The organism is Bacteroides sp. GM023, assembly GCF_014750685.1.
Taxonomy (GTDB): domain Bacteria; phylum Bacteroidota; class Bacteroidia; order Bacteroidales; family Bacteroidaceae; genus Bacteroides.
Genome location: NZ_JAAXGE010000001.1, coordinates 359,328 through 384,725, shown reverse-complemented (window position 1 = coordinate 384,725; position 25,398 = coordinate 359,328). Strand labels below are relative to the sequence as shown.

At 38.9% G+C, this 25,398-nt stretch carries 25 protein-coding genes and 1 tRNA gene; 13 read left to right on the top strand and 13 right to left on the bottom strand.

All coding sequences use genetic code 11. The features are described from left to right. Window positions 1-8: 8 nt before the first annotated feature. Window positions 9-1,031 (bottom strand): FecR family protein, encoded by a 1,023-nt coding sequence (locus HC965_RS01390; protein WP_191029745.1) that lies wholly within the window; start codon window positions 1,029-1,031, stop codon window positions 9-11. Window positions 1,032-1,173: 142 nt separating this feature from the next. On the opposite strand from HC965_RS01390, the gene HC965_RS01385 reads away from it, so the two are divergent. Continuing rightward, window positions 1,174-1,764 (top strand): RNA polymerase sigma-70 factor, encoded by a 591-nt coding sequence (locus tag HC965_RS01385; RefSeq protein ID WP_191029744.1) that lies wholly within the window; start codon window positions 1,174-1,176, stop codon window positions 1,762-1,764. A gap of 94 nt (window positions 1,765-1,858) precedes the next feature. Here the strand turns inward: HC965_RS01385 and HC965_RS01380 are convergent, their stop codons facing one another. The 4 genes from HC965_RS01380 to HC965_RS01365 form a co-directional block, all read right to left on the bottom strand. Beyond that, window positions 1,859-4,093, bottom strand: a complete 2,235-nt coding sequence (locus tag HC965_RS01380; RefSeq protein WP_191029743.1) for a hypothetical protein — start codon at window positions 4,091-4,093, stop codon at window positions 1,859-1,861. Window positions 4,094-4,228: 135 nt separating this feature from the next. Continuing rightward, on the bottom strand, window positions 4,229-4,684 hold the full coding sequence (queF, locus tag HC965_RS01375) for a preQ(1) synthase (protein ID WP_191030036.1): 456 nt from the start codon (window positions 4,682-4,684) through the stop codon (window positions 4,229-4,231). A 539-nt stretch (window positions 4,685-5,223) separates the two neighbouring features. After that, window positions 5,224-5,883 carry a 7-cyano-7-deazaguanine synthase QueC gene (queC, locus tag HC965_RS01370; protein ID WP_191029742.1) on the bottom strand — a complete coding sequence of 220 codons (660 nt, stop codon included), beginning with the start codon at window positions 5,881-5,883 and terminating at the stop codon, window positions 5,224-5,226. Between the two features lie 8 nt (window positions 5,884-5,891). Continuing rightward, window positions 5,892-6,572, bottom strand: coding sequence for a queuosine precursor transporter (locus HC965_RS01365; RefSeq protein WP_191029741.1), 681 nt, complete (start codon window positions 6,570-6,572; stop codon window positions 5,892-5,894). Between the two features lie 171 nt (window positions 6,573-6,743). Here HC965_RS01365 and HC965_RS01360 point away from each other — a divergent pair, with 171 nt between their 5' ends. Beyond that, the gene (locus HC965_RS01360) at window positions 6,744-7,745 is read left to right on the top strand and encodes a YhcG family protein (protein WP_223854634.1); all 1,002 of its coding nucleotides are present in this window, start codon (window positions 6,744-6,746) and stop codon (window positions 7,743-7,745) included. Between the two features lie 197 nt (window positions 7,746-7,942). On the opposite strand, the gene HC965_RS01355 is transcribed toward HC965_RS01360, so the two are convergent. Then, window positions 7,943-8,446: an RNA polymerase sigma factor gene (locus tag HC965_RS01355; RefSeq protein WP_191029740.1), complete on the bottom strand. Its 504-nt coding sequence runs from the start codon at window positions 8,444-8,446 to the stop codon at window positions 7,943-7,945. 163 nt (window positions 8,447-8,609) lie between these two features. Between HC965_RS01355 and HC965_RS01350 the strand changes: the two genes are divergently transcribed. Beyond that, a complete protein-coding gene (locus HC965_RS01350) occupies window positions 8,610-9,899 on the top strand; it encodes a porin (protein ID WP_191029739.1) in 1,290 nt (429 codons plus the stop codon). An 87-nt stretch (window positions 9,900-9,986) separates the two neighbouring features. On the opposite strand, the gene HC965_RS01345 is transcribed toward HC965_RS01350, so the two are convergent. Beyond that, complete coding sequence (locus tag HC965_RS01345) at window positions 9,987-11,324, bottom strand: OmpP1/FadL family transporter (protein WP_191029738.1); 1,338 nt, start codon at window positions 11,322-11,324, stop codon at window positions 9,987-9,989. A 212-nt stretch (window positions 11,325-11,536) separates the two neighbouring features. On the opposite strand from HC965_RS01345, the gene HC965_RS01340 reads away from it, so the two are divergent. The 6 genes from HC965_RS01340 (at window position 11,537) to HC965_RS01315 (ending at window position 16,331) form a co-directional block, all read left to right on the top strand. Further along, on the top strand, window positions 11,537-12,538 hold the full coding sequence (locus HC965_RS01340; RefSeq protein WP_191029737.1) for a 2-hydroxyacid dehydrogenase: 1,002 nt from the start codon (window positions 11,537-11,539) through the stop codon (window positions 12,536-12,538). A 61-nt stretch (window positions 12,539-12,599) separates the two neighbouring features. Then, window positions 12,600-13,304 carry a pirin family protein gene (locus HC965_RS01335; protein WP_191029736.1) on the top strand — a complete coding sequence of 235 codons (705 nt, stop codon included), beginning with the start codon at window positions 12,600-12,602 and terminating at the stop codon, window positions 13,302-13,304. A 31-nt stretch (window positions 13,305-13,335) separates the two neighbouring features. Next, window positions 13,336-13,980 carry a pyridoxamine 5'-phosphate oxidase gene (gene pdxH / locus HC965_RS01330; RefSeq protein ID WP_191029735.1) on the top strand — a complete coding sequence of 215 codons (645 nt, stop codon included), beginning with the start codon at window positions 13,336-13,338 and terminating at the stop codon, window positions 13,978-13,980. Between the two features lie 67 nt (window positions 13,981-14,047). Then, window positions 14,048-14,779, top strand: a complete 732-nt coding sequence (locus HC965_RS01325; protein WP_191029734.1) for an MBL fold metallo-hydrolase — start codon at window positions 14,048-14,050, stop codon at window positions 14,777-14,779. 13 nt (window positions 14,780-14,792) lie between these two features. Then, on the top strand, window positions 14,793-15,938 hold the full coding sequence (locus HC965_RS01320; protein ID WP_191029733.1) for a DUF4468 domain-containing protein: 1,146 nt from the start codon (window positions 14,793-14,795) through the stop codon (window positions 15,936-15,938). Between the two features lie 15 nt (window positions 15,939-15,953). Beyond that, window positions 15,954-16,331, top strand: coding sequence for a VOC family protein (locus tag HC965_RS01315; protein ID WP_191029732.1), 378 nt, complete (start codon window positions 15,954-15,956; stop codon window positions 16,329-16,331). Window positions 16,332-16,394: 63 nt separating this feature from the next. Here HC965_RS01315 and HC965_RS01310 read toward each other — a convergent pair whose 3' ends face one another. Further along, on the bottom strand, window positions 16,395-16,775 hold the full coding sequence (locus tag HC965_RS01310) for a hypothetical protein (protein ID WP_191029731.1): 381 nt from the start codon (window positions 16,773-16,775) through the stop codon (window positions 16,395-16,397). A gap of 110 nt (window positions 16,776-16,885) precedes the next feature. Next, window positions 16,886-17,071 (bottom strand): hypothetical protein, encoded by a 186-nt coding sequence (locus HC965_RS01305; RefSeq protein WP_022136515.1) that lies wholly within the window; start codon window positions 17,069-17,071, stop codon window positions 16,886-16,888. 98 nt (window positions 17,072-17,169) lie between these two features. Here HC965_RS01305 and HC965_RS01300 point away from each other — a divergent pair, with 98 nt between their 5' ends. Further along, window positions 17,170-17,901, top strand: coding sequence for a bifunctional 2-polyprenyl-6-hydroxyphenol methylase/3-demethylubiquinol 3-O-methyltransferase UbiG (locus HC965_RS01300; protein WP_191029730.1), 732 nt, complete (start codon window positions 17,170-17,172; stop codon window positions 17,899-17,901). A gap of 131 nt (window positions 17,902-18,032) precedes the next feature. On the opposite strand, the gene HC965_RS01295 is transcribed toward HC965_RS01300, so the two are convergent. After that, on the bottom strand, window positions 18,033-18,635 hold the full coding sequence (locus HC965_RS01295; protein WP_191029729.1) for a TlpA disulfide reductase family protein: 603 nt from the start codon (window positions 18,633-18,635) through the stop codon (window positions 18,033-18,035). 103 nt (window positions 18,636-18,738) lie between these two features. On the opposite strand from HC965_RS01295, the gene HC965_RS01290 reads away from it, so the two are divergent. Beyond that, window positions 18,739-18,812, top strand: a tRNA-Thr gene (locus tag HC965_RS01290). Window positions 18,813-18,871: 59 nt separating this feature from the next. Here the strand turns inward: HC965_RS01290 and HC965_RS01285 are convergent. From HC965_RS01285 to HC965_RS01275, 3 genes are all read right to left on the bottom strand, one after another. After that, the gene (locus HC965_RS01285; RefSeq protein WP_191029728.1) at window positions 18,872-19,750 is read right to left on the bottom strand and encodes a DMT family transporter; all 879 of its coding nucleotides are present in this window, start codon (window positions 19,748-19,750) and stop codon (window positions 18,872-18,874) included. Between the two features lie 75 nt (window positions 19,751-19,825). Next, window positions 19,826-20,479 (bottom strand): hypothetical protein, encoded by a 654-nt coding sequence (locus HC965_RS01280; protein ID WP_191029727.1) that lies wholly within the window; start codon window positions 20,477-20,479, stop codon window positions 19,826-19,828. A 353-nt stretch (window positions 20,480-20,832) separates the two neighbouring features. Further along, window positions 20,833-22,623, bottom strand: coding sequence for a hypothetical protein (locus HC965_RS01275; RefSeq protein ID WP_191029726.1), 1,791 nt, complete (start codon window positions 22,621-22,623; stop codon window positions 20,833-20,835). Window positions 22,624-22,763: 140 nt separating this feature from the next. On the opposite strand from HC965_RS01275, the gene HC965_RS01270 reads away from it, so the two are divergent. After that, window positions 22,764-23,939, top strand: a complete 1,176-nt coding sequence (locus HC965_RS01270; RefSeq protein ID WP_191029725.1) for a site-specific integrase — start codon at window positions 22,764-22,766, stop codon at window positions 23,937-23,939. Window positions 23,940-24,327: 388 nt separating this feature from the next. Then, the gene (locus HC965_RS01265; protein WP_223854633.1) at window positions 24,328-25,359 is read left to right on the top strand and encodes a hypothetical protein; all 1,032 of its coding nucleotides are present in this window, start codon (window positions 24,328-24,330) and stop codon (window positions 25,357-25,359) included. The last annotated feature ends 39 nt before the right edge of the window (window positions 25,360-25,398 follow it).

The following is a 25,398-nucleotide window of genomic DNA, read 5'->3' as shown; positions in this document are numbered from 1 at the left end:
AAGGCTTTTTAATATATCTCTATTAGCCGCTTCTTCTGTTCGTTATCTTTTGTCTTGATGATCCGCCAACGAATGTGTGACGATATTTTGAAGTTATCCAGAATTTCATCTACATATTGATCGGTAAACGTGCCGGTGAATGTATATTTATCATACTTGGAAGTTTTCAGCATAAATTCCACATTATAGCGTTTCCCCAACATACGCAATGCCTCTTGTAAAGGAGTACGGTCAAATATTACCTTCTTGTCCTTCCATGACAGTTCCGATTCTCCAGTGGTGTTCTTTACCCGGATTTCTTCATTCTTTCTATTATAAATAGTTTTCTGCCCCGGTTTCATCACCATCTTTTGTTCATCGCCCGCCTTCCGGTATTTAAACTCGACTTTACCTTCTACCAGTGTTGTAACGACTTCATCCATATCGTCGAATGCTTCCAAATTAAAGCGTGTACCCAAAACCGCTACTTTAGAATGATGAGGGGTCGAAACGATGAATTTACGCCCGGGATCTTTCGTCACATCAAAATAGGCTTCGCCACACAAGTTTATTTCTCGCGTATCACCTGTGAAAACGGAAGGATAGCGCAGAGTGGAAGCCGAATTCAAATATACCAGCGTACTGTCAGGTAATCTGAAAGAGGTGATTACGCCCGGCTGTGTCTGCACTTCAAGCATCTGAACATAAACGGAAGAAGCCGATTCGGGTTGATTTAGCAAGATAAGAATAGTAGCTGCCATCGGTATGAACAGGATTGCCGCAGCACGTTGCATCCATTTCCACCAGGCAATGGGACGTCCGGTTGCTTTCATCCGCTTTTTTACATTCGCCAGTTCTTTCTCCATATCCATCGTATCGGCAGCACTCTTGGTATCAGCGGCAAGAAGTAGCGTATACACCTCTTTGGCTTTCTGCTTGTTGTCGTCCGACATCTTCAGCCATGCTTCTATCTCCTGCATCTCGTCTGCCGTCGTTTGCCCGTCATAGTATCTGATTAGCAAATCTTCTATATTCATTTCTTCCGTTTTCATCTTTTTATCTGTTTTTCATTAAAGAGACAAGCGGCAGAAAAAAAATACCAATCATAATATTATATTTAACTATCATAAACAAATCTAGTTAATAATCGTTTATTGTTAGTTTCCTTTCCAATAATATATTATAATTGCACATATGGAAAACATAAGTATGGATGAACAACGATTACTAAGTTCTCTACAAAGAGGAGAAATAACTGCCTTTGACCATATTTTCAAGAAGTACTACCCCATGCTGTGTGCATATGGAAGGCGGTTTGTCGAATATGAGGATGCAAAAGAAATCGCAGGTGATGCTATTCTATGGTTATGGGAACATCGACAGACACTCCTGATAGATACGTCATTGAGCAGATATTTACTAAAATCAGTATATCGGAGATCTTTAAACTGTATAAAACAAAAGCAGTTGAAAAATTCTGCTGATACTATTTTCTATGAAGAAATGGAGAGTGTGATACAAAGTGTAGATGCATATCAAGTCATGGAAATATCAAAAAGAATAAAAGAAGCCATTAACGAATTGCCCGATACTTACCGGGAAACGTTTATCCAACACCGATTCACAAAAATGAGCCACAAGGAAATTGCAGAGAAGTTAGGGGTTTCACCCAAAACTGTAGCCTATCGCATACAACAAGCTACCAAACTGCTCCGCAAAAGCCTTTCTGACCTTCATCCAATGATTTTGGCTTTCCTGACCGGTGGTATATCCTATTTAAATTAAATCGTATTATTCGCGAGTCATACTTCGGCGTATATATTCACACACAGATACAGTCCGATTGGTATACTACTAATCGAATCCGTTATTTCCATTATCAATATCCCGGATTCTGTACTAAGTTGGAAGATGTTGCTAATTCCCTATAAGGAATAGGCAAAATAAGACATCTTTTACCATTAAGTCCTAACTCGGATTCAGCTATCCCATTGCGCTTTAAAAAAGCAAAATAAGTACCTGTTCCTTTTAGCTCCTTTTGCCATACATTCTTTAAATCCTTGGTAAAATCACCCGAAGGTGTCAGATCTTTTTTAGTCAACACTTCTTTTAAATAAAAATTGGCTTTGGAGTCATCATTCATCTTCTTTGCACATTCGGCAGCGGAGAGAAGCACTTCAGTATATGTAATAAGAGGCATAAATTCATCATTCAAACCTAAAACCGATTGAGTAGGAAATCCGGAAGTACCCCCAAGTAGACTTAACGGCAATCCATATACCATCTCTTTACTTCCTTTTGATAAAGCAGCCGAACGGGAATTATCCAACTGATAATACCCGCTATTTATAACTTCTTCAAACAATTGAAGAGCTTGTGCATATTCACCCTGATATAAATACATTTTTGCCTGTAATGCCGCAGGTACATCCTTAGAAACAAATATCATGCTTGAAATAGATGAGAAGTCATTCTTTTTATCAGCAAAGAAACTTCTATCATTTAACAGACTTCCCGCCTTTTCAAAAGTAGATGAAAGGGTACCATTAGTAATCTTTTGCGCATCATCATAAGACAATACCCGATCGACATAAGGCATATTTTCCCAAAGTACAGCCATTTCATAATACACAGCAGCCCGAATAGACGCAGTGTAAGATAAGAAGAACGACAAATCTCCTTCCATATCTATTTCTTTCAGTACTTTATCCACTGTACACACGTTACGGATTAAGGTATAAAATTTCCCCCAAGTTGTTTCTAACTCTCCATTACTACTAGACACAGGAGACTGCTGTAACGTCGCCCAACTTCCAGTACTGGAAGAATACTGGTATGTTTTTGTATATAAACCCTCAATCGAATGTAGATAGCTTACAACCTCTCCCATCTGTAGCAAAACACTTTTAAAGTGTTCCAGTCCGTCCTTGCTCAATACATCTTCAGTTTTGGCAAGGTCGCTTTTTTGGCGGATTGTTAATGTTGATTGTATTTTTCCATCCAAACTATATAAGTTGATGACCTCGCTCTTCATTAACATACTTCCTGCCGCTTCTACTTTTATTGTTAACTCTTTCGTTTGTTCGTTCAGTTGTTTTTCGTAAACGATAGGAGTAATTTTAAAGATTGACGGAGATTCCCACGATCCAGTATGCTCATCATCCAAAGGTGTAAATGAATACGGGACATTGGCACGAATCTTAATTTTGTACGTTCCTCCTTGTTTTGGGACTTCCAATTCAGTCTGTTCAAATGCCAAGTCCATAGGTACATCCGGGTCACCCAGTTCATCGCCGGCTATTCCATTCCCATCATAATCCACATAATATGCTAAGTTTTTTACTGTAACTTCCTTACCCAATCTCTCATAACGCTCTTTTACATTGTCTGCAATACGAGAAAAGTTCAGTCCCGTAGCAGCCTTCCTGTATTCGGCTTTCTGCTCGTCCGTAAATTTACCATTAGCCGTAAAATCCAGGCTTAGTTTACCCAAATATTCAGTTAATTCAGCTTCCGAGCGAGTATTTATCATTGCAGCAGAAACGACAAGCAAAGCAGCAGCCTCATCCGTGCCCGCTGTTATAGAAAATTGAGCTACGTCCTTTTCTGCATATTTTTGTAATCCAAAGTTAGTAAGGAGTTCTTTTTGTGCCTGTTTGTTGGCATTGCTGAAAGAAGAGCCATTGGCTATCAGTCGCTTAACGCGCTCCTTCGTCAAATGAGTTAACAGGTTGACATTGACCGTAGAGTTATCTTTCAAATCAACGATTGCTTGCAAAGTGATTGTACCGTTAGATAAATCACCATATACCTCATTATAAAAATATCCATTAGTAGTAAGCAATGCATAGGGAGCATCCAGTTTCAAAGAGCCCATATCAAAAGAACCGTCATCATCAATAATAATACCCGGATAGGAAGTACCTAATGAATTCATCTTTGAATCCAAGGGTTGCAATGTGATTGTCGAACCTTTAATAAAGGGTCCTTTTTCCACTTTTCCTTTTACTGTATAATCGGCAGGAGTAAAAACTTCACCACTTTTCTCTTCTTCACTACAAGATGCTAAAAAGCATAATAGTATAACGCACCAACTGCAAACTTTTCCCATCATAACCCTTTGAAGTTTTAATCTTTATTTTTTATGTTTGATTATTTTTTGTGTATCAGCGGGCAAAGATAAGCATTAAGTTACAAAACAAACTAGATTCTCAATAAATTATACTCTTATTACTCCTTATTTATCAAATTATTCCCGATTCATCAAACGCTGCTCCGCCATCTGTTCAAACTTAGTTCCCGGACGGCCATAGTTAGCATATGGATAGATGGAAATGCCACCACGGGGAGTAAAGATACCGGTCACTTCGATATATTTGGGATTCATCAATTTGATAAGGTCTTTCATCATGATATTTACACAGTCTTCGTGGAATGCCCCATGGTTACGGAAACTGAACAGGTATAATTTCAGACTCTTGCTTTCTACCATTTTAATATCAGGAATGTAGCTGATACGTATCTCCGCAAAATCCGGCTGTCCGGTGATGGGACACAGGCTTGTGAACTCCGGGCAGTTGAAACGTACCCAGTAATCATTTTCAGGATGCTTATTATCAAAGGCTTCCAGTACTTCAGGAGCATAATCTTGTTTATACTCGGTCTTTCTTCCTAATAAGGAAAGTTGCTCTTTTAATTCAGTCATTGTACTCATTTACTATAACCTCTATCATAGACAAAAAAATGCATTTCCTCTTTCACCTATCACCGGATAGTCTCAAAAGCCTTATTCATAGATGTTTGAGTGGTGAAAGATTCATTTTACAACCTATCACCGCATCTATCACCTATCACCGTCAATTCTTATGCCCACGCTCCCTTTATCCGCATCTTACTTGTTACGGTGTGTTTCAAGTAATGAAACAAAGTGTTTCCCGGTGTGGAACAAAGTGTTTCAAGCTTTGGAACAGATAGTTTCAAGCAATGGAAACTATAGTTTCCTACCGGTGAAACTTTAGTTTCAAGCGGTTGAAACTAATCTAAGCCAATACATTACCAGACAGGAGCTATTAGCATATTATTAATTAGCGCTTATCGGTGACAATGAATGTGACAGTAGAATGCCAGATTTTGTTGCTGTCACCGCTTGCTGTCACCGCTTATTTAATTTATAATCCAGCAGTTAGCTACAAGAATGTGACAGATGACAGCAAAAAAATGCATTTTAATCTCTATGTAGAGATATTATTGATTCTTACTTTTTAAATACTTTTCCAATCCTTCCCGACGCAGCGTACAAGCCGGACAATGTCCGCAACCATCTCCCTGAACGCCATTATAGCATGTCAAAGTCTCGGTGCGAATCAGTTCCAGCACTCCCAGTTCGTCGGCTAAAGCCCATGTTTCCGCTTTGTCAATCCACATCAGAGGAGTATGGATTACGAATTGTTCATCCATAGCCAGGTTCAATGTTACATTGAGAGACTTGATAAATGCATCACGGCAATCGGGATAACCACTGAAATCTGTTTGGGAAACTCCTGTAACCAAGTGATTGATACCACGTTCGCGGGCATATACCGCTGCGATACTTAGAAAAAACAGGTTACGTCCCGGAACAAATGTATTGGGAACGCTATCTTCCGGTTTTTCCTGATCCATCACCATTGTGTTGTCGGTCAATGAGTTATGTCCTAGTTGTCCGATGAAGGATACATCCATTACATCAAATTCCACTTCTGCTTTACGGGCTATTTCCCGTGCTAGTTCTACTTCTTTCTGATGTTTCTGACCATACAGGAAACTCAGGGCATATACTTTCTTAAAGTTGCGCTTTGCCCAAAACAGGCAGGTGGTGGAGTCCTGTCCACCACTGAACACAACTAATGCTGCTTCTCTATTCATATATTATTTTAAATATCTTTGATTTTCAGTACGTTGTAGGAAATATCGGTATCGTAAACATCGCTACCGTCTATTTTCTTAATTGCTTTCACCACACGGATAGTTACCGGAAGAATCATAACTTCGTACATGGATTTCAGTACGATTTGGATTCCCATCATAATGAGCAATTCTCTCCAGACAATGATACCTCCAAAAGCTACCGGGAAGAAAATCAACGAATCGGCAGTCTCACCAACAACAGTCGACCAAATGGCACGGGCAGAAAAATTCTTGCCCTGACTGGCTATCTTCATCTTACTCATCACATACGCATTGAGGAACGAACCTACTAGAAAAGCCATCAGACTGGCAGCTACGATACGGGGCGCCATGCCGAATACAAAATCAAAATGCTCTTCGCCTTCCCAAAAAGGAGCAGCCGGAATGGCAACCGCTATCAGCCCAAGGGCTACAACAAAGAAGTTCATGGCAAAACCGCTCCAAATAATAAGACGCGCTTTCTTGAATCCCCAAACTTCGGCGATGCAATCATTGATAATATAAGAAATAGGAAAAACCAATAATCCGGCGGTTACGGTCAAGCTACCGATTTGGATTACTTTCGTTTCAAGAAGATTCGCCGCAATAAGACATACATTAAAAAGAATGCCAAGCAGCATAAAAGGTACAGATACTTTCTCTTTCATAATTCCTGTTTTTTACGTGGTGTTCTAGAATACACGACCGCTATTCACGGCATCATACTTTATTTTTTATCTTTCGGGCTGCAAAGGTATAGGAAAAACTATGAAAAAGCAAAAGAAATTCGGTGATTGACATACCTTTTCACCGAAAAGACATAACTTTGCAAAAAAACAATGGAGAACAACATCATAAACAACGACCAAATGTCTGTTCAATTTGAGCAAATAACAACATTAATCCGTAATACGCATCAGACTGTTTCGCGTGTAGCAAACAAAGCTCTCATCGATTTATATTGGACTATTGGTGAATATATTTCAAAACGTGTTGAAGCTGAACATTGGGGGAAAGGCGTTGTGAAAGAGTTAGCTGATTATATAGAGAAAACATCTCCTGAAACAAAAGGCTTCTCCGCTTCCAATCTATGGCGCATGAAGCAATTTTATGAAACCTACACGACTGACACAAAACTCGCAACACTGTTGCGAGAAATTAGTTGGAGTAATAATTTACTTATTTTAAGTAGAGCCAAATCAGCAGAAGAGCGTGAATTCTATTTACGTTTAGCTTTAAAAGAGAGGTTGTCTAATCGAGAACTTAATCGCCAGATAAATAGTTGTATATTTGAACGAAGCATGCTGGGACAAGCAAAACTCGCACCAATGTTGCGAGATTTCATACCTGATGCAGAAAACTTATTCCGCGACCAATATGTCATGGAATTTATCACAGGAAAAGAAGCTAAGCCAGAAAATACTTTTCGCCTTGCGTTGATACATAAAATGAAGAATTTTATCCTTGAACTGGGTAAAGATTTTATTTATATGGATGAAGAGTATAGGTTGCAAGTAGGAATGAGTGATTTCCGCATAGATTTACTGTTTTATCATCGCGAACTCCAATGTCTGGTAGCATTTGAGCTCAAAACAGATGCCTTTAAGCCTGAATATTTAGGGCAATTGAATTTCTATTTAGAAGCTCTTGACAGAGATGTGAAAAAGCCAAAAGAAAATCCAAGTATTGGTGTGTTGTTGTGCAAAAGTAAAGATGACGAAGTGGTAGAATATGCTCTAAGTCGATCTATGTCACCTACAATGGTTGCAGAATATCAATTGCACCTCCCCGACAAAAAGATATTACAAGAACGGATGAAACAATTATTCGAGCAAATGTAAACCGAGAAACTATGAACGTAATTTAAAGAAACGACAAGCAAATTGTCGCGACAGTGGCACGACAATTGTTGCGGTCTCATTTTGTGACAGTAATTCCTATAAAGGCAGACACACATAGAAGTGCGGTTCCTCCGTCTATGGCAGGAAGGCTTATCACTTTGCCCTTAAAACACATCACCCAATCAGAAAGAATTGTATCAGGAGAAATCTTTCAATTCTTCTTTCAACCGTTTACGGATGAAAAACAAGCGGCTCTTCACCGTCCCCATCGGCAACCCTAATTTATCTGCAATTTCTCTATACTTAAATCCGGCTACAAACATCTGGAAGGGTACTTTCATCTCTTCCGGTATCGAATTTATCACGCGATACAAATGCTTCATATCATACGTAAATTCAAATCTCACGGCATCTTCATCTTCAACCATATGTTGCTGATTGACAGAGTATGTATCATCTATGATATTCATTTCGCGGACGGTGCGGCGATAGTTATTGACAAAGATGTTACGCATAAGAGTGTACATCCATCCTTTCAGATTCTTACTATATGTAAACTTCTCATGATTGTCCAATGCTTGCAACACACAGTCCTGAACCAAATCATTAGCTGAATCACGGTCTGCAGTGAGCTTATATGCGAAGCGATGCAAATCCGGCTGTATGTCTAATATTCCTTGAGTAAATTCTACTTTTCCCATCGTCGTATTTCTTTTATCTAATTAGTACGGTACAAAGATCCGGCTTTTTAGAACGATTATAAATAGCAATTCTTCCGATTAGTTTGGCAATTTTTCCTTTGCCCCTCTCAACCATTTCTTTTTTTAGTTGTTCATTGGGCATTCACCTAAAACTTAACTGATAATGAAAACAAGTTTTAAAATGGTAGCTATGCTACTGGGGATGGGAATCTTCCCCCTCTGTGCCCACGCACAAAAGAAGGTAGTCATCGAAGATGAAGAACCTAATTCTATCATGTTTGTCTCCCGTGATAAGGCAGGAGATGAAATTATCCGAATCATGAACGACCGTTCACAGATGCGTTTCCATGACCCGAACGCTCCCCGCTTTCTGCTGACTGACCAAAAGGGTAAGTTTGCCCTGGGTATCGGCGGTTATGTTCGTGCAACGGCAGAGTATGACTTTAATGGCATCGTTGACGACGTCGATTTCTATCCGGCATTGATTCCCCAACCGGGAAAAGGAAATTTTGCCAGGAATCAATTCCAGATGGACATCACCACTTCTACCCTATTCCTTAAATTGGTAGGACGTACGAAACATCTCGGCGACTTCGTGGTTTACACCGCCGGTAACTTCCGCGGAGACGGAAAGACTTTTGAATTGCAGAATGCGTATGCGCAATTCCTCGGTTTTACCATCGGATATAGTTATGGTTCGTTCATGGATCTTTCCGCACTTCCGCCTACTATCGACTTTGCCGGCCCTAATGGTTCGGCGTTTTATCGTACTACGCAATTAAGCTACATGTGCGATAAGTTGAAAAACTGGAAATTCGGTGTTGCCATGGAAATGCCTTCAGTAGACGGCACTACGAACAGCGATGTTTCTATCAACACTCAGCGGATGCCGGACTTTGCCGCTTCTGCACAATATAACTGGAATAGTAGCAGCCATATCAAACTTGGCGCTATTGTACGTAGTATGACTTATTCAAGCAATGTGCATGATAAGGCATATTCTACTACCGGATTCGGTTTGCAAGCGTCTACCACATTCAATATCACAAAGAAGTTGCAGGCTTACGGACAGGTCAACTACGGTAAGGGGATCGGTTCCTATCTGAATGATTTAAGTAATCTCAATGTGGACATTGTTCCCGATCCTGACAAGGAAGGAAAAATGCAGGTTCTCCCAATGCTGGGATGGTATGCCGGATTGCAATATAATTTTTGCCCAAGTTTCTTTGTATCCGGAACATATAGTTTGTCCAGACTTTATTCTGAAAACGGATATCCAAGCGAAAATCCGGAATCTTATCGCAAAGGGCAGTATCTTGTAGCGAATGCTTTTTGGAATGTAAGCAGTAATCTGCAAGTGGGTGTCGAGTATTTGAGAGGATGGCGCAGTGATTTCAGTTCTTCAACTCGTCATGCTAATCGGTTGAATATGCTGGTACAGTATTCTTTCTAATTCGCATAATTGACATAAAAACAGAGAATCCGTCCCAAAACAATGTTTGAGACGGATTCTTTATATATAAAAGTGGGATTATGAAATCTAAAACTTATAATCTACTCCAAGACCGAACACCTTATTAGTACGACTATAAGTAGTTGATACTGCTCCAAGCGCACTTTCAGTCACTTTGTTATAGTCTTTATAGTTTGTCCAAAAATAAGCAACATTCATTGTCAAATGCTTTGTCATCTTGATTGCAGCACCAAAACCAAGTGAGTAAGAATCACAAGAGAAGCTAATATCACTTTGGAAATCATTAGCCAAACCATAATCTGTATTTTGATAACCACCACTGATAGTTAACTGTTTCGTTACATCCCATTCTGCACCGACTAAAATTTCGTGTGTACCATGTTTCAATGCTTTCTGTTTATTATTAGCCATACCTGCGGCTTTATCAAAGAAATGGTGGTATTCCACAGACGCACGAAGTGTAGGAAGGATTTCATAACCAACAGCAGCAGTCAATAAAGCAGGAATATCACTCGGGGTGTTTACACCGTCCTTATAATCAGCCAATGGATTTCCTTCTTCTCCCATTACATCTCCATTCTGACGTACTTCTGCCTTTTTGGTTTTATTTTCAAGATTCAAATTTGTCATGAATTCATATTTCAAACCGATATTCCATTTACCTAATTTTACATCAGCACCAAGAATCGGTGTAATTCCCCAACCCGTCTGATCGCAATCCAGTTCTATACCAGCCAGTTCTGTACCTGCTGGCATACCCGGCAGATCATTATTCACTTTTGCTGTTAAAAATCCTTCATATCCACCACTAAAATAGTTCATACGTCCACCAGCAAAAACAGACAACCAATCTTTTATCTTATACGACAAACCTAATTGAACACCATAAATAAATTGGCTTCCATCCATTGCGCTATTAATAGAGTACATAGAAGGTTTAACAACTCCTCCAGTAGCTTGGCTGATTTGTCCCATTACCATTGAATCGAACATACCTAAGCCATCATCGAAAGATGCTTTTCCGCCACCACCTACAACAGCGAAGCTACCTGAAATAGTCCAGTCACCTTTTTTATATGCACCTTGAAAACTAGGAACAAAAGGAGCAGAAGCTTTACCTTTATAATAACGTCTATGCCCATCTTCTGGAAACAACGGGAATGTCATATCTATGTTACGCGTTTGATAGGCACTTTGCCCATTCAAAGAAAGATAAAGACCATCACCCGGCAAAAAAGCCAAACCGGCAGGATTAGAATAAACACCGTCAATATCAATGGAAGCACCACGTGCCAACATTCTCAAAAAAGCCACATGTTGATTAGTATTTGTCAGAAGACCTCCGGCAAAAGTTGGAATTGAAACGATTAACATCACAAATCCAATCAAGGAAATTTTTCTCATCTAAATCTTTTTTAAATTATTTCGGGCGCAAAGATACAATATTATTGCACATGAGACATATGTTTGTGCACTTATTTTCATTTATACGCCTATTTTAATTGAAAAAGCAAACTGTTTCTAATGAAACAATCTATGTTTATCATCTAGTGGCGAGCAAACAAAACTACCTGTTTTTACGTTTTTATAGTATAATAAATTTATAGAATAATATTATGGCCTATACTATTGCATTTTTCGGCACAAAGCCTTATGACGAGTCTTCTTTCAATGATAAAAACAAAGAGTTCGGATTTGAGATACGCTATTACAAAGGACATCTGAATAAGAATAATGTACTACTGACGCAAGGCGTAGATGCTGTATGTATCTTTGTAAACGATGTTGCCGACGCAGAAGTAATAAGCGTTATGGCTGCGAACGGAGTGAAACTGTTGGCATTGCGATGCGCCGGATTCAACAATGTGGATTTGAATGCGGCCGCTGCCGCCGGAATCACCGTAGTACGTGTTCCTGCTTACTCACCATACGCGGTTGCCGAATACACAGTAGCCCTCATGTTATCGTTGAACCGTAAAATTCCCCGTGCGTCCTGGCGTACAAAAGACGGCAATTTCTCCCTTCATGGTTTGATGGGATTTGATATGCATGGAAAGACCGCAGGTATTATCGGTACAGGAAAAATAGCGAAAATCCTGATTCATATTCTGAGAGGTTTCGGCATGAATGTGTTGGCGTATGACCTTTACCCGGATTACAACTTCGCACGGGAAGAACAGATTGTATATACTTCACTGAACGAATTATATCATAGTTCGGATATAATCTCCTTGCATTGTCCGCTCACCGAGGAAACGAAATATCTTATCAATGACTACTCTATCAGCAAGATGAAAGATGGAGTAATGATTATCAATACCGGTCGTGGACAGTTGATTCATACCAATGCGCTGATTGAAGGGTTAAAAAACAAGAAAATCGGTTCTGCGGGTCTGGACGTATATGAGGAAGAAAGTGAATACTTCTACGAAGATCAATCCGACCGGATTATCGACGACGATGTACTTGCCCGTCTACTCTCGTTCAATAATGTAATTGTCACCTCCCATCAGGCTTTCTTCACACACGAAGCGATGGCGAACATTGCCCTGACAACTTTACAAAATATAAAAGATTTTATCAATCACAAGCCTCTGCTAAATGAAGTGAAGAGATAAAACTTTTAACCCCTTGCTTTGTTTACATGATATATAAACAACAAGAAAAAAGGAGTAAATTATGAAAAAAGTAATACATAAAGCCAATACAAGAGGACATTCTCAAAATGAATGGCTGGATAGTTATCACACCTTCAGCTTCGATGAATATTTCGATTCTGACCGTATCAACTTCGGTGCGCTCCGCGTGCTGAACGATGACAAAATCGGACCGGGAGAGGGATTCCAAACCCACCCGCATAAGAATATGGAAATAGTTACGATTCCCCTGAAAGGACATCTGCAACATGGAGACAGCAAGAAAAACAGCCGGATTATCACTGTCGGTGAAATTCAGACGATGAGTGCCGGAACCGGTATTTTTCATAGTGAAATGAATGCAAGTCCCGTAGAACCGGTGGAACTTCTGCAAATATGGGTGATGCCGAGAGAACGGAACACACGCCCTGTCTACCAGGATTTTAATATCAGTGAACTGGAACGTCCGAACGAGTTGGCGGTTATCGTTTCGCCCGATGGCAGTACGCCCGCTTCTCTCCTGCAAGACGCCTGGTTTTCTATCGGCAAAGTGGAAGCCGGGAAGAAATTAGGATACCATATGCATCAGAGCCATGCAGGTGTATATGTATTTCTTATCGAAGGAGAAATCGTAGTGGAAGGCGAAGTTATGAAACGCCGCGACGGAATTGGTATTTATGAAACCAACAGTTTTGAACTGGAAACATTGAAAGACTCACATATTCTATTAATAGAAGTACCCATGTGATGGATTATTAATCAGAAGTTACAGTTTATAGATGAAAACAAATCTAGCTGATATTCGACAGGAATATACCAAAAGCGGGTTGCGGGAAAATGAACTTCCCGGCGACCCGCTTTCGCTTTTCAGCCGTTGGCTGCAAGAAGCGATTGACGCGGAGGTGGACGAGCCGACCGCTGTCATCGTGGGCACTGTATCTCCCGAGGGAAGACCATCCACACGCACTGTGTTGCTGAAAGGACTTCATGACGGAAAGTTTGTCTTTTACACGAATTACGAAAGCCGCAAAGGTAGGCAGTTGGCACAAAATCCATATATCTCCCTTTCTTTTGTGTGGCATGCGCTCGAAAGGCAAGTGCATATAGAAGGAACGGCTGTCAAAGTCCCGCCGGAAGAGTCGGATGAATATTTTCGTGTGCGCCCTTATAAAAGCAGAATCGGTGCACGAATCTCTCCGCAAAGCCAGCCTATCAAAAGCAGGATGCAGTTGATGCGGGCTTTTGTCAAGGAAGCAGCCCGATGGATAGGAAAAAATGTAGAAAGACCCGCCAACTGGGGTGGATATGCCGTTACCCCTACGAGAATGGAGTTTTGGCAGGGACGTCCGAATCGTCTGCACGACCGCTTCCTATATACACTGCAACCGGATGGAGAATGGAAAATCAGTCGCCTTGCTCCTTGATTTCGTCGATTTTTCTTGGCAACCTCGACTAGAATACGTAATATTGCAACTATAAAACATTCAGCTTATGACACTGGATTATATCTATCACAGCGGTTTCGCTATCGAAGCGGAAGGCGTGACCGTTATCATTGATTACTACAAGGATTCATCCGAAACCGAACATAACCGGGGAATCGTACATGATTATCTGCTGCAAAGGCCGGGTAAGTTGTACGTATTGGCTACTCATTTCCATCCGGATCACTTCAACCGTGACATATTGACGTGGAAAGAGCAGCGTCCCGACATTCAATATATTTTTTCTAAAGATATTCTGAAATCACACCGCGCCAAAGCCGAAGATGCCGTCTATATAAAAAAAGGAGAGACATACGAGGATGATACCATCCGCATCGACGCGTTCGGTTCGACGGATGTCGGCAGTTCATTTCTGATTCATCTTCAGGGTTGGAATATCTTCCATGCCGGAGACTTGAACAACTGGCACTGGAGTGAAGAATCTACCGAAGCGGAGATACGAAAAGCCAACGGTGATTTCCTTGCAGAAGTTAAATATTTAAAAGAAAAAGCGCCAATCATTGATTTAGTCCTATTTCCGGTAGATCGGAGAATGGGAAAAGATTACATGAAAGGGGCAAAACAGTTCATTGAACAAATAAAAACTACTATATTTGTGCCCATGCACTTCAGTGAAGATTATGAAGGCGGCAACGCACTTCAAAGTTTTGCCGAAGATGCAGGATGCCGTTTTATCAGCATCACCCACCGGGGCGAAAGTTTTGAAATTACCAAATAAACACATTATAATTATGAATAAATTTACGATTCTGTTTCTTACCCTGTTCCTTATGTTGCCGATGGCAATGAAGGCAGACTCTGCAAAAGACAAAAAAGACGATACCAGGTATCTTGTAGGCGCTGTTCCTGAAGTGGATGGTAAAGTAGTATTCTCCAAGGAATTTCAAATTCCCGGAATGAGTCAGGCACAAATTTTCGACACAATAACCAAGTGGATGAACGAACGTCTGAAAGAAAATAAGAATGTTGATAGCCGCGTCGTTTATTCCGACGAAGCAAAAGGAACGATTGCGGGTGTCGGAGAGGAATGGATTGTTTTCAGTTCAAGCGCTCTGTCTTTAGACCGTACGTTAATCAATTATCAGATTACAGTTACCTGCAAACCGGGAAGCTGCCTGGTAGAACTGGAAAAGATACGTTTCACTTACCGCGAAACTGAAAAATACAAGGCGGAAGAATGGATTACCGACAAATATGCGCTTAACAAAGCAAAGACTAAATTAGTACGCGGACTGGCTAAATGGCGCAGAAAAACGGTAGATTTCGCAGATGATATGTTTATGGATGTAGCTGTTGCTTTCGGAGCACCGGATACTCGTCCGAAAGCTGAAAAGAAGAAAAAGGAAGAAGAGCAACAAACTCCGTCCATCATTGCAGCCGCAGGTCCGATTGTCATTGGTGGCGCAGATGCCAAAACAGATGTCAAGGTTACGACTGTTGAACCTGCTCAGACAGTTACTCCTGCCGCAACACTCACTCCTGCCACTCCGGTAGGCAAGGCTTCAACAGATATGCCGGGCTATACTGAGGTCAATCTGAAGCAGATTCCGGGTGAAGTATATGCGTTGATGGGAAGCGGGAAGTTGGTTATCAGTATCGGAAAGGATGAGTTCAACATGACAAATATGACTGCAAATGCCGGTGGCGCACTGGGTTATCAGTCAGGTAAGGCTGTTGCTTACTGCACGCTTTCACCCGACCAGTCTTATGACGCTATCGAAAAAGCGGACAGCTATGTACTGAAACTCTATGCTCCGAACCAAACTGCTCCTTCGGCTGTTATCGAATGTAAGAAACTGCCTTCCCAAACTGCTCCACAAGCCGGACAGCCGCGCACATATGTCGGAGAGATTGTGAAACTCTTAATGAAAAAATAAGGAAGATTGCAACATATGGAAATAAAAAGTAAATTTGACCATTTTAATATCAATGTCACAAACCTGGAGCGGAGCATCACTTTTTATGAGAAAGCGCTCGGCCTGAAAGAACATCACCGGAAGGAAGCTTCCGACGGTTCGTTCACATTAGTCTACCTGACTGATAACGAGACAGGTTTTCTTCTGGAACTGACATGGCTGAAAGACCATACCGCTCCTTACGAACTGGGCGAGAATGAAAGCCATCTTTGTTTCCGTGTGGCCGGTGATTATGATGCGGTCAGAGCTTATCACAAAGAAATGAACTGTGTATGTTTTGAAAATACTGCCATGGGGCTCTATTTCATCAATGACCCGGATGACTACTGGATCGAGATACTTCCACAGAAATAATTCTATAAAAAAGAGAGGGACGGAATAATTATTCCGCCCCTCTCTTTTTTATAATAATAGTTATTAAAAAAACACATAACAAACGCCTGAAAGGCTTGCCATCAGATAGATGATTCCGGGAATAAACATCTTACAAAATAATCTTGTAAAAGGCATATTGGGACATGCAAAAACCTTATCCGAATCATTAGGGTCACATCTGACTGTCACTTCATCGCCTACGTGAAGCGCCTTTTGAGGATATAATATATGGATATCATCACTCACCTTCACAAATAAATCATAAAAGGCTGATTGACGGTTCACTTCTTTCTCTTCATCCGGTTTATACTCCACTATCGGATAATTCAGCATAACAATATCATCATCATCCTGACTGCAAACCTTGGGTTTAACCTCTATCTCCACCACTTTTCCATGTGTCTTCAGAGTGTAATTTCTCATGATGTCTACATATATCATCCAGACAATTTTTGCTTTTACCAAAATGAAAATACCTCTTAAAAATAGTACAATTGCCGCTATACAAACAAAAATATTGATTATCACGATGTTTATTTTTTGTGTCGATTTGCTCTTTTCTTCCGGATATCTGCTTTCATCTTGGCAGCTCCCGAACCATGTTGTCCGCGGATATAGGTTGCTTTCTTCGCCTTTGTTTTCACTTTTTCCTCTTCTTTGGGCTTATCTTTCTTACCTTTAAAGACGATTCCACCCATGATTGCTTCTTCAATACTCATATAATATACATTATTAATATTCACATTTACAGCGGCAAAGATAATCCTTTTCTACGGATTTATTTATCTTTGTCGACTAAAACAATATGTAACCTCCAATGGCAACAACAATTCTTTCCGCAGAAAGGGATCCGATGGGAGCCGCTATTTCTGATTATTTCAACCATCACAGAGCCGACCGCTTGCGAGTTTTTTCCTCTCAATTTGAAGAGGATGTGATTCCCGTCAAGGAATTATTCCGCAATATCCAGTCCATGCCTGTACTGGAACGCACTGCTCTGCAAATGGCTACAGGACGGATATTGGATGTTGGTGCAGGAAGCGGCTGCCACGCATTGGCACTTCAGGAAATGGGGCAAGAGGTATGTGCCATTGATATTTCTCCGCTATCTGTCGAAGTAATGAAACAGCGGGGAGTCAATAATGTTCGTCTAACCAACCTTTTTGACGAGACATTTACTGAAACGTTTGATTCTGTTCTGATGCTGATGAATGGTTCGGGAATTATCGGAAAACTAAGTAATATGCCCGAATTCTTCCGGCGAATGAAATGTATCCTTCGTCCCGGTGGATGTATATGGATGGATTCCAGCGACCTGCGTTATCTTTTCGAGGAAGAGGATGGAAGTATAGTGATTGATTTGGCCGGAGATTATTATGGGGAAATTGATTTTCAGATGCAATACAAGGATGTGAAAGGAGAACCATTCGACTGGTTATATGTAGATTTTCAAACACTTAGCCTATATGCTTCCGAATGTGGTTTTAAAGCTGAATTGGTAAAAGAAGGAAAACATTACGATTATTTGGCAAAGCTAAGTCTCGCCTGAATAGTCCATGAGGAAATAGTGACGGTATGCAGTCAGGATAGTGTCGCTATATAACAGAAATAGTGACGCCATCCCGATGAGATAGCGTCACTATTTCTATATGGCATAATTCGCTAAAGAATAGCTGTATCTTACTTCAGCATTTCATTAATCATCTGCACAAGGGAAGCAAACTCTTCTTCATTATACAAACGAGTCAACTTTACAATTTTCCCTTCTTTATCTATCAATACATTTCTCGTTATGCCGGATTCACGCAATGCATACTTCGCAAAAATATCAGCTCCCGGATCTAATCCCAACGGATAGGTAACGCCCGTAGATTTGGCAAAGGCAAGTACTTTATCAAGTGGTTCGTCACGGTCGATACCAATCAATGCGAAGTTTGTATTGTCCTTATGTTTCAGCCAAATATCTTTTTCAATAAACGGCATTTCTTTACGACACACACCACACCAGCTTGCCGTAAACTGTAACATTACGACTTTGCCCCGAAGTGAAGATAAGCCTACTTGTTTGCCATCAGTCAGCGTAATCGTGAAATCAGGAGCCATCTCTCCTACCCGAACGATATATCCTGTACTATCCGCTTCGACCGTCAATGCTTCCGAAGCTACTTCCACACTGTCTGTTGTAGCCTCAGCACTCGCCATTCCTTTCTTCTGACCGGAACAGGCCAATATACTTATGGCTAGAAACGCCATGCCACATACATTCATAATTTTCTTTTTCATCTTCTTATTAATCATTAGTGAGACTACAAATATAAAAAAAGTATGGGACGTATTTGCATTTTTAAAAGAATTTCATACCTTTGCACCCGCAAAAGAAAATAACGCCTCTTTAGCTCAGTTGGCCAGAGCACGTGATTTGTAATCTCGGGGTCGTTGGTTCGAATCCGACAAGAGGCTCTTCAAAGTAAATGCTGTTTATCATCAGATAAACAGCATTTACTTTGAAGGTCTTCTGTTCAAGACTTTTGCCTGCGAAATACGACTATACTGACAGCCATCAGAATCAAAAGAATACCAATGGCACTATTCACCGTAAAAAGCTCTTTGAACACAAGAGCTCCAATCACAACGGCTGTCAGCGGTTCCATCGCACCTAAAATAGAAGTCAGCGTAGGCCCTGCATACTTGATGGCCTGTACTAGAGTAATATTAGAAATAGCGGTTGCCGGCAAAGCAAGTCCCAGAATTATCAACCAGGTATATCCATCTGTCACCCATTGCAGTCCGGAAGTACTAAAAGCACCTATGAGATAAAAAAGAGTTCCCAATCCCATAACGTAACAGGTCAGCACGGTTGAATTGATTTGCACGGCTCGTGTTGTCCGTACCCCAATGATATATCCTGCGTATGAAAAAACAGAGACGCAAGCTGCCACTAAGCCAATCATCGTATTACCGTTTTTTGCATCCAACTCTCCCAATGAAAGCAAAGCTGCTCCCAACAAAGACATCAGAACAGCAAACATTACCCAAAGCGACTTCTTTTCTTGAAAGAAAAACATCATTGCCAAAGCAACTGCCAACGGATACATAAAATGAATCGTGGACGCCACACCACTGGCAATATTCTGATAGGCAATAATCAAACTGAATGAGGTTACCGCCCGCAACAAACTTAATAAAAAGACAACCCCAAAGTCTTTCTTTGACAACCGGAAACTACACCCTGAAAATAAACCAAATGCCGTCAGCACAACCGACGCCACTCCCCAACGATAGGAAAGCACCTCAAATGCTGAAAAACCAGCCAACAACAGAGTGATAGAAAAGAACGGAGCAAGCCCAAAAGTGGAGGAGGATACTGCCGCATAAAGTATGCCTTTTATACGATTCATGGATACATTCAACTAATTTCCGATATATTTCGATACAAAGATAGCGAAAGAATCAGACATCCCCAGGCACATACTTTAATACTTTTCAATAATTGTATTTCCAAAGATATCTTTCTTAATGATCTTCCTGTTTCCCTTGCTATCTTCTATTATTTGGTTACCAAAAATATCTTTCTTAATAGTTGTCCTATTACCCTTATTATCCTCGATTATGGTATTCCCAAAGATATCTTCCCGAACAGTTTTTCTATTACCATTATTGTCCTCGATTATGGTATTCCCAAAGATATCTTCTTTTACAGTCTTGCGGTTACCCTCATTATCTTCAATAATGGTATTTCCCAAAATATCTTCCCGAATAGTTTTTCTATTACCTTTATTATCTTCGATTGTGATATTCCCTAAAATATCTTCTCTCACAGTCTTTCGGTTACCTTTATCATCCTCAATAGTAAGATTTCCCAAGATGTCTTTCTTGATAGTCTTCCTATTACCTCTATCATCCTCAATGATAATATTTCCCAAAATATCCTTTTTAATCGTCTCCTTATTACCTTTATCGTCTTCAATAATGGTATTCCCGAAAATGTCTTTCTTGACTGTTCTCTTTCCCTGATCACCCATCGAATATTCGTAATTCTCCTCGATAGCCCTTGCAGCATAGCTCTTTGTCATATAAGGAGCTAAAACAAACTGTGCAGCAAATAGAATGAATAAAATCTTTTTCATAATGTTTTCTTTTGGTTTACTACAAAAGTAACACAGGAAAATCATAATTAATCGGTGGATTCTATAATCGTTAATAGGGAAAAACCTATTGATTATATCGTTTGTGAAATGTAAGAATAGGGAAAGTGGAAATATTTTCAATTAAAAATAAAGAAAAGCCCCTTCAGAATTCATCTGAAAGGGCTTCGTGAGGTTCCTGGCGAAGCTCACTTTGACTTCTTGTGACTTTATTTGATTGATATAAATTTCAATATTACCAAAATACAAAACACCTATTTCAAATCAAAACTCAAAGGAAGTCATATTATTGCATATTTTACGCCCCTATATACGCCCCTTCTTTTATATATAATTTAAGGCTTGCAACAAATATAAGGATCAACATTCACCTCTTTACAACTTGAAACTAAAGAAGAAATAAACCATAAAATTTGAATTGTTTCGTTTTTCTGTCCAAATGTAATTCCTGATTTAAGTTTATTCAAATTTTCTTGCAATTCTGACCTTGAAATAAAATTAATAACCAAATACATTTCCCTTTTTAAATATGGATTCTTTATTGCAGCCTTAAATTGATTGATGAAATCATCTATATCACCTCCTTTACGTAATCGCTTTATCTCCGAATTAGGGTATATACCATTCCAAAAATCCCTCTTGGACGCAAGTTGATAATCTTGTGCAGTTAAATTCCCAAGATTTTTTTGTGCTTGACCAACAATATCCTGAAACGAAGTTGCAGAAAAAGTGGAATCTTTATACTTCGAAAGATAAAACATTACTTTTTCCTCTGTCACTCCAATGTGATCAGCCCATTCACGTCCCAAATCATCACAAACAAAAAAGTTAGAAGTAGTAAGAAATTCAGCTTCTACAAAATTAAATAAAGACTCTGATGTAAACGAAGTTTGAGTAGGTGAGAAAGTTCCTTTTTCACTCGTAATATCACTGATTCTTTCATAGGGAATAAAAACCTTCATAAAATAATCAATATTACCAAGAAGTTTACTATCCCTAAACAATTTTCTATTAGAATAGACCAAATCTATATTATCAAAATTAATAATAAACGCACAGTGTTTATTTATATAATCAATAAATGAAATATCACTCCCATCGTCCTTTCGGAGAAGAATGCTTTTGAGTTTCAAAGATTGTAATGTAATTGATTTACTATTCAATTTTAGTTCTAAATCATTTACAATAGGAGTTTTAACTCGATATGCCCCTTCTTCTGTAAGTTCTATATTCAACAATCTTTCAAAATTTGCCAAATATTTAATCAAATCAATACACCTTTCTTTATGTAATCTGGTATTTCGAATAAACGAACCGGCAATTTGTCCATTTTCAAAATCATCATAAAGCCGACTAAAAACGAACAGTATAGAAATTGGAGTCAAAGAATCTTTAATGCTTTCATAGTCTTGAGGTTCAGCAAAGATAGAAAGAAAAGTTTCTTGCATTGAAAAATCTTTTATTTTTTCGACAAGTGAAAGAGCCCAATTAACAAAAAGCTTAATCCCTGTCTTTTTCCCGAATTTATTTATTCGGGAAGAATTCAGCATCAAAGAAATTTTTTCCTCATCGTTTTTTACCCTAAGAGAATTAACCATGTAATTATTTGCACCCAATGTTGAAAAATTCTCCTTCAAATCTAAAGCTTCCAAACTTTTACCTCTAATTGCTTTATCTGACACATTGAGATTTTTCAAACTAAACTTTTCAAATGACGTGTTATCATCAACAAATAGAGTAGAAAGAATCGTATAGTCTAAGGGGGAGAATTGCTTTAAAAAATCTTGAATATTAGATATATTCTTCTTGCTTATCACAATGTAATTATCAATCTCGACAATCAGTAAATATGCCAATTTTGTTTCAATCCAGCCATCAGTATCTTCTTCTATAAAAGTAGGCTTTGAATCATATTTGAAAACACATAAAGAATATACTATTATCTTAGTATCAATTACAATGTCTTTTCTGACGATTTTCAATAAATAGTTCCCTGTTTTTATTGAAGATGTTTCCCTAAACACTCGTTCGATCATGTTTCTTGAAATCCTAACCCTATCCTTATTGTGGAAAAAGTAGGCATTCTCATTTATAAATATGTTATTTTCTTTTTGTTCTTCAGTCATATTCATAAAGTTTAAAATTAACAGTATCTACAAAGAAAAATATTTTATTCGACTTTTATACTATTTTTTGGCAGAAATTTTGCCCGTATTGACAAAGTAACTACCTTAGTACATGGAAATTGTAAATTAAATCGTATATCATGGCAGAATATTCTATTATAAATTGGATAAGAACGGATAAACCAATGAAGCGGAACGGTAAATATCCGATATACTTAAGAATCCGAGTAAGGGACAAAGAGACAAAAGTTCCGACAGGGATTGACATTCAAAAAGAGCGTTGGGATGATAAAAAGAAGGAGCCAAAAGATAAGGCATTGCTAATCCAGCTTAATAAGAAGCGTGAGGACTTAGACCTTCATATTAACCGAGCATTGGCAGACGGGCAGGAATTAACCATGGATTTGGTTAAAGAGTTCTATTCAGGAAAAAGAAAAGTAAAACCTGAAAGTCAATCCTTTTATACCTACTATCTTGATTTTGTAGAACGAAAACGAAAAGAAGGATTGAACCCTGAAACTATCCGAGTGTATATGACTACTTACAATGTATTGAAAGAGTTTCGAGAAGATTTTTTGCTTTCAGATATTTCTCTTTCTTTCATAGAGGAGTTTGATGACCATATGAAAGAAGTAAATGGCAACTCGTCAGGCGGTAGGAATCCAAAGCATAAAAACATGCGAACTGTTATTTTGGATATGCTAAAGCATGATATTCAAATCAAGAATCCCTACAATTGGTTTAAAATTCCGCAAGCCAATACAAAAGAGATATATCTTGACCATGAGGAACTGGATGCTATGAGAAAACTTCGTTCCCAGTTCTCGCATTCTTCGACAATGTACCAAGTCCTGCAAATGTATCTATTTGCTTGTTATTGTGGGTTGCGTTTTTCAGATGTGATAGATTTGAAGTGGAAGCATATCGACTTTGAAAATAAAATTATCAAAAAGAAGATGATAAAAACCAAGTCAGAAGTAATAACTCCTTTGTTTACAATGGCTCGTGCAGTAGTTCTTGAGCTTTCGGAAGGAAAAAGTTTGTTCGGCAGTTCAAAAAATGTATTTTACGGATTTGCTGAACCAACCGTGAACAAGACCCTTGTTAAACTCACTGAAATGGCTGGAATAGAGAAACATATAACCTATCATTCCTCAAGACATACTTTTGCAACCCATTTGGTTCAGGATAAGGTAGATATATTCACCATTTCAAAATATTTGGGACATAAAAGTATTGATATGACAATGCGTTATTTGAAATATGATTTATCTATCGCAGTCGAATCGGCAAAAGAAATAAAAACCTTTGGGTAAAGCGTAGATTTATAAAAAGATAGCATACAAAGACAAAAAGTATTATTACCTTTGCAATGTTCTTCGGAATGTTTTTGTGGAAAATAAGAAGTGCCTTTCTCGTAAAAATCGCCAATTTGAACAATAAAGAGCACACTTTGGTACGAATAGCTCGCCATAGGGCGGGTTGTTCGTCTATTTGTGTGCAGGTGTTTGGCGATACCTTACGAGAAGTGGACGGCAGCCCGCTTCTTTTTTTGTATAATGCCTTTGTAGGTTGCGAAAGGCTCAAACGAGCAATATGAAAAATATAGATTTCAGAAGATTCATTTGTGTTTTCCTATTCATAACTTTAGGAATAGTAGCATTCTGTCAAACTAAAACAAAAAGTCCGAAAGTTACCCCTACAATGGCAAAGAAAATAGGTTTGTGTTGTCGGAATAATCCGAGAATGCTATCATTATTTGCGAGTGCAAATGCAGAGGTTGTTCAAAATCGCAGAGATGTTGCTGATAGAATCCTCGCAAAATTGGATAATCATCTCGATTATGCAGAAAATTTCATCTTAGATTTGTACTACAACTATGGTACGGAAATGGCGTACTTTGCTCTCAAAAATGCTGGATTTACGATTCAAGAACACGATACAGCAGATGCTATTTGGAAAAAAGCGCAAGAAAAACAGAAGCAAATAGAGAAAAAGAGACAACAAGAGAAAATGAAAGCTGACTTAGTCAAAGAGCAAGGTACCTTTGACTTAGCAATAAATGGCGGAGCGTTCAGCTTTCACGCTTTGAGTAATAAACCAGAAATCACTCTTGATATGGCAGATATGGCTCGATGTGTAGATGGTTTTCGCAACGACAAACGTATTGCTTGGGATGAAAATATTGATTACACTTTTAATTGTATTATTTCCAAAGACAAAACATTGGAACTTATACCCGAAGATTCTATCGCATTTACTTCAACTCAAAAAGTACTATGGGAGTATATAAAAAGTAATGCTATTGTTCAAAATCACGCCACTATACAATTTAACCAATTAGATACTACATTGATTGTCTCGGCAAAAGCTAATTTACGCATAACTCAGAAATCGACAAGATACAGGACGATCATTGAATTTAATGCTTCCAAAGACAAAAAGACAAAAAAGTGGAATATAGCTAATCCCGATGAACTAAAACGCAAATTAAATAATATTGATAGAGATAATGCTGAATCAATGTACTATGATATTGAAGGAAGTCTATATTACAATCCCTATCTTGAATCATTTGAGAAAGGAAAATATCTTATAAAGGCGGTGATAGTAGAGAACAGTTTAGAATATTATGTAGAAAATAAGTTGCAAGAAGAAACATCAATGAATTTTTCTTTTGAGTTTAGTTGCAATAAGAAGAACTTTATGGATCGTGTTTATCAAGCCCCCAATTGATTCAATTGTTAAACTTTTAGCTTATAGTTTCAAAGACTG

Bases quoted from the DNA above. Each gene is read 5' to 3' on its own strand.
- HC965_RS01320 (WP_191029733.1), top strand. From the start codon at position 14,793: ATGAATAAATTTACGATTCTGTTTCTTACCCTGTTCCTTATGTTGCCG.
- HC965_RS01340 (WP_191029737.1), top strand. From the start codon at position 11,537: ATGGCCTATACTATTGCATTTTTCGGCACAAAGCCTTATGACGAGTCT.
- HC965_RS01360 (WP_223854634.1), top strand. From the start codon at position 6,744: ATGGAGAACAACATCATAAACAACGACCAAATGTCTGTTCAATTTGAG.
- pdxH (WP_191029735.1), top strand. From the start codon at position 13,336: ATGAAAACAAATCTAGCTGATATTCGACAGGAATATACCAAAAGCGGG.
- HC965_RS01300 (WP_191029730.1), top strand. From the start codon at position 17,170: ATGGCAACAACAATTCTTTCCGCAGAAAGGGATCCGATGGGAGCCGCT.
- HC965_RS01315 (WP_191029732.1), top strand. From the start codon at position 15,954: ATGGAAATAAAAAGTAAATTTGACCATTTTAATATCAATGTCACAAAC.
- HC965_RS01350 (WP_191029739.1), top strand. From the start codon at position 8,610: ATGAAAACAAGTTTTAAAATGGTAGCTATGCTACTGGGGATGGGAATC.
- HC965_RS01345 (WP_191029738.1), bottom strand. From the start codon at position 11,324: ATGAGAAAAATTTCCTTGATTGGATTTGTGATGTTAATCGTTTCAATT.
- HC965_RS01295 (WP_191029729.1), bottom strand. From the start codon at position 18,635: ATGAAAAAGAAAATTATGAATGTATGTGGCATGGCGTTTCTAGCCATA.
- HC965_RS01390 (WP_191029745.1), bottom strand. From the start codon at position 1,031: ATGAAAACGGAAGAAATGAATATAGAAGATTTGCTAATCAGATACTAT.
- HC965_RS01270 (WP_191029725.1), top strand. From the start codon at position 22,764: ATGGCAGAATATTCTATTATAAATTGGATAAGAACGGATAAACCAATG.
- HC965_RS01325 (WP_191029734.1), top strand. From the start codon at position 14,048: ATGACACTGGATTATATCTATCACAGCGGTTTCGCTATCGAAGCGGAA.
- HC965_RS01355 (WP_191029740.1), bottom strand. From the start codon at position 8,446: ATGGGAAAAGTAGAATTTACTCAAGGAATATTAGACATACAGCCGGAT.
- HC965_RS01335 (WP_191029736.1), top strand. From the start codon at position 12,600: ATGAAAAAAGTAATACATAAAGCCAATACAAGAGGACATTCTCAAAAT.
- HC965_RS01265 (WP_223854633.1), top strand. From the start codon at position 24,328: ATGGCAAAGAAAATAGGTTTGTGTTGTCGGAATAATCCGAGAATGCTA.
- HC965_RS01285 (WP_191029728.1), bottom strand. From the start codon at position 19,750: ATGAATCGTATAAAAGGCATACTTTATGCGGCAGTATCCTCCTCCACT.
- HC965_RS01310 (WP_191029731.1), bottom strand. From the start codon at position 16,775: ATGAGAAATTACACTCTGAAGACACATGGAAAAGTGGTGGAGATAGAG.
- queF (WP_191030036.1), bottom strand. From the start codon at position 4,684: ATGACTGAATTAAAAGAGCAACTTTCCTTATTAGGAAGAAAGACCGAG.
- HC965_RS01280 (WP_191029727.1), bottom strand. From the start codon at position 20,479: ATGAAAAAGATTTTATTCATTCTATTTGCTGCACAGTTTGTTTTAGCT.
- HC965_RS01305 (WP_022136515.1), bottom strand. From the start codon at position 17,071: ATGAGTATTGAAGAAGCAATCATGGGTGGAATCGTCTTTAAAGGTAAG.
- HC965_RS01380 (WP_191029743.1), bottom strand. From the start codon at position 4,093: ATGATGGGAAAAGTTTGCAGTTGGTGCGTTATACTATTATGCTTTTTA.
- HC965_RS01275 (WP_191029726.1), bottom strand. From the start codon at position 22,623: ATGACTGAAGAACAAAAAGAAAATAACATATTTATAAATGAGAATGCC.
- HC965_RS01385 (WP_191029744.1), top strand. From the start codon at position 1,174: ATGGAAAACATAAGTATGGATGAACAACGATTACTAAGTTCTCTACAA.
- queC (WP_191029742.1), bottom strand. From the start codon at position 5,883: ATGAATAGAGAAGCAGCATTAGTTGTGTTCAGTGGTGGACAGGACTCC.
- HC965_RS01365 (WP_191029741.1), bottom strand. From the start codon at position 6,572: ATGAAAGAGAAAGTATCTGTACCTTTTATGCTGCTTGGCATTCTTTTT.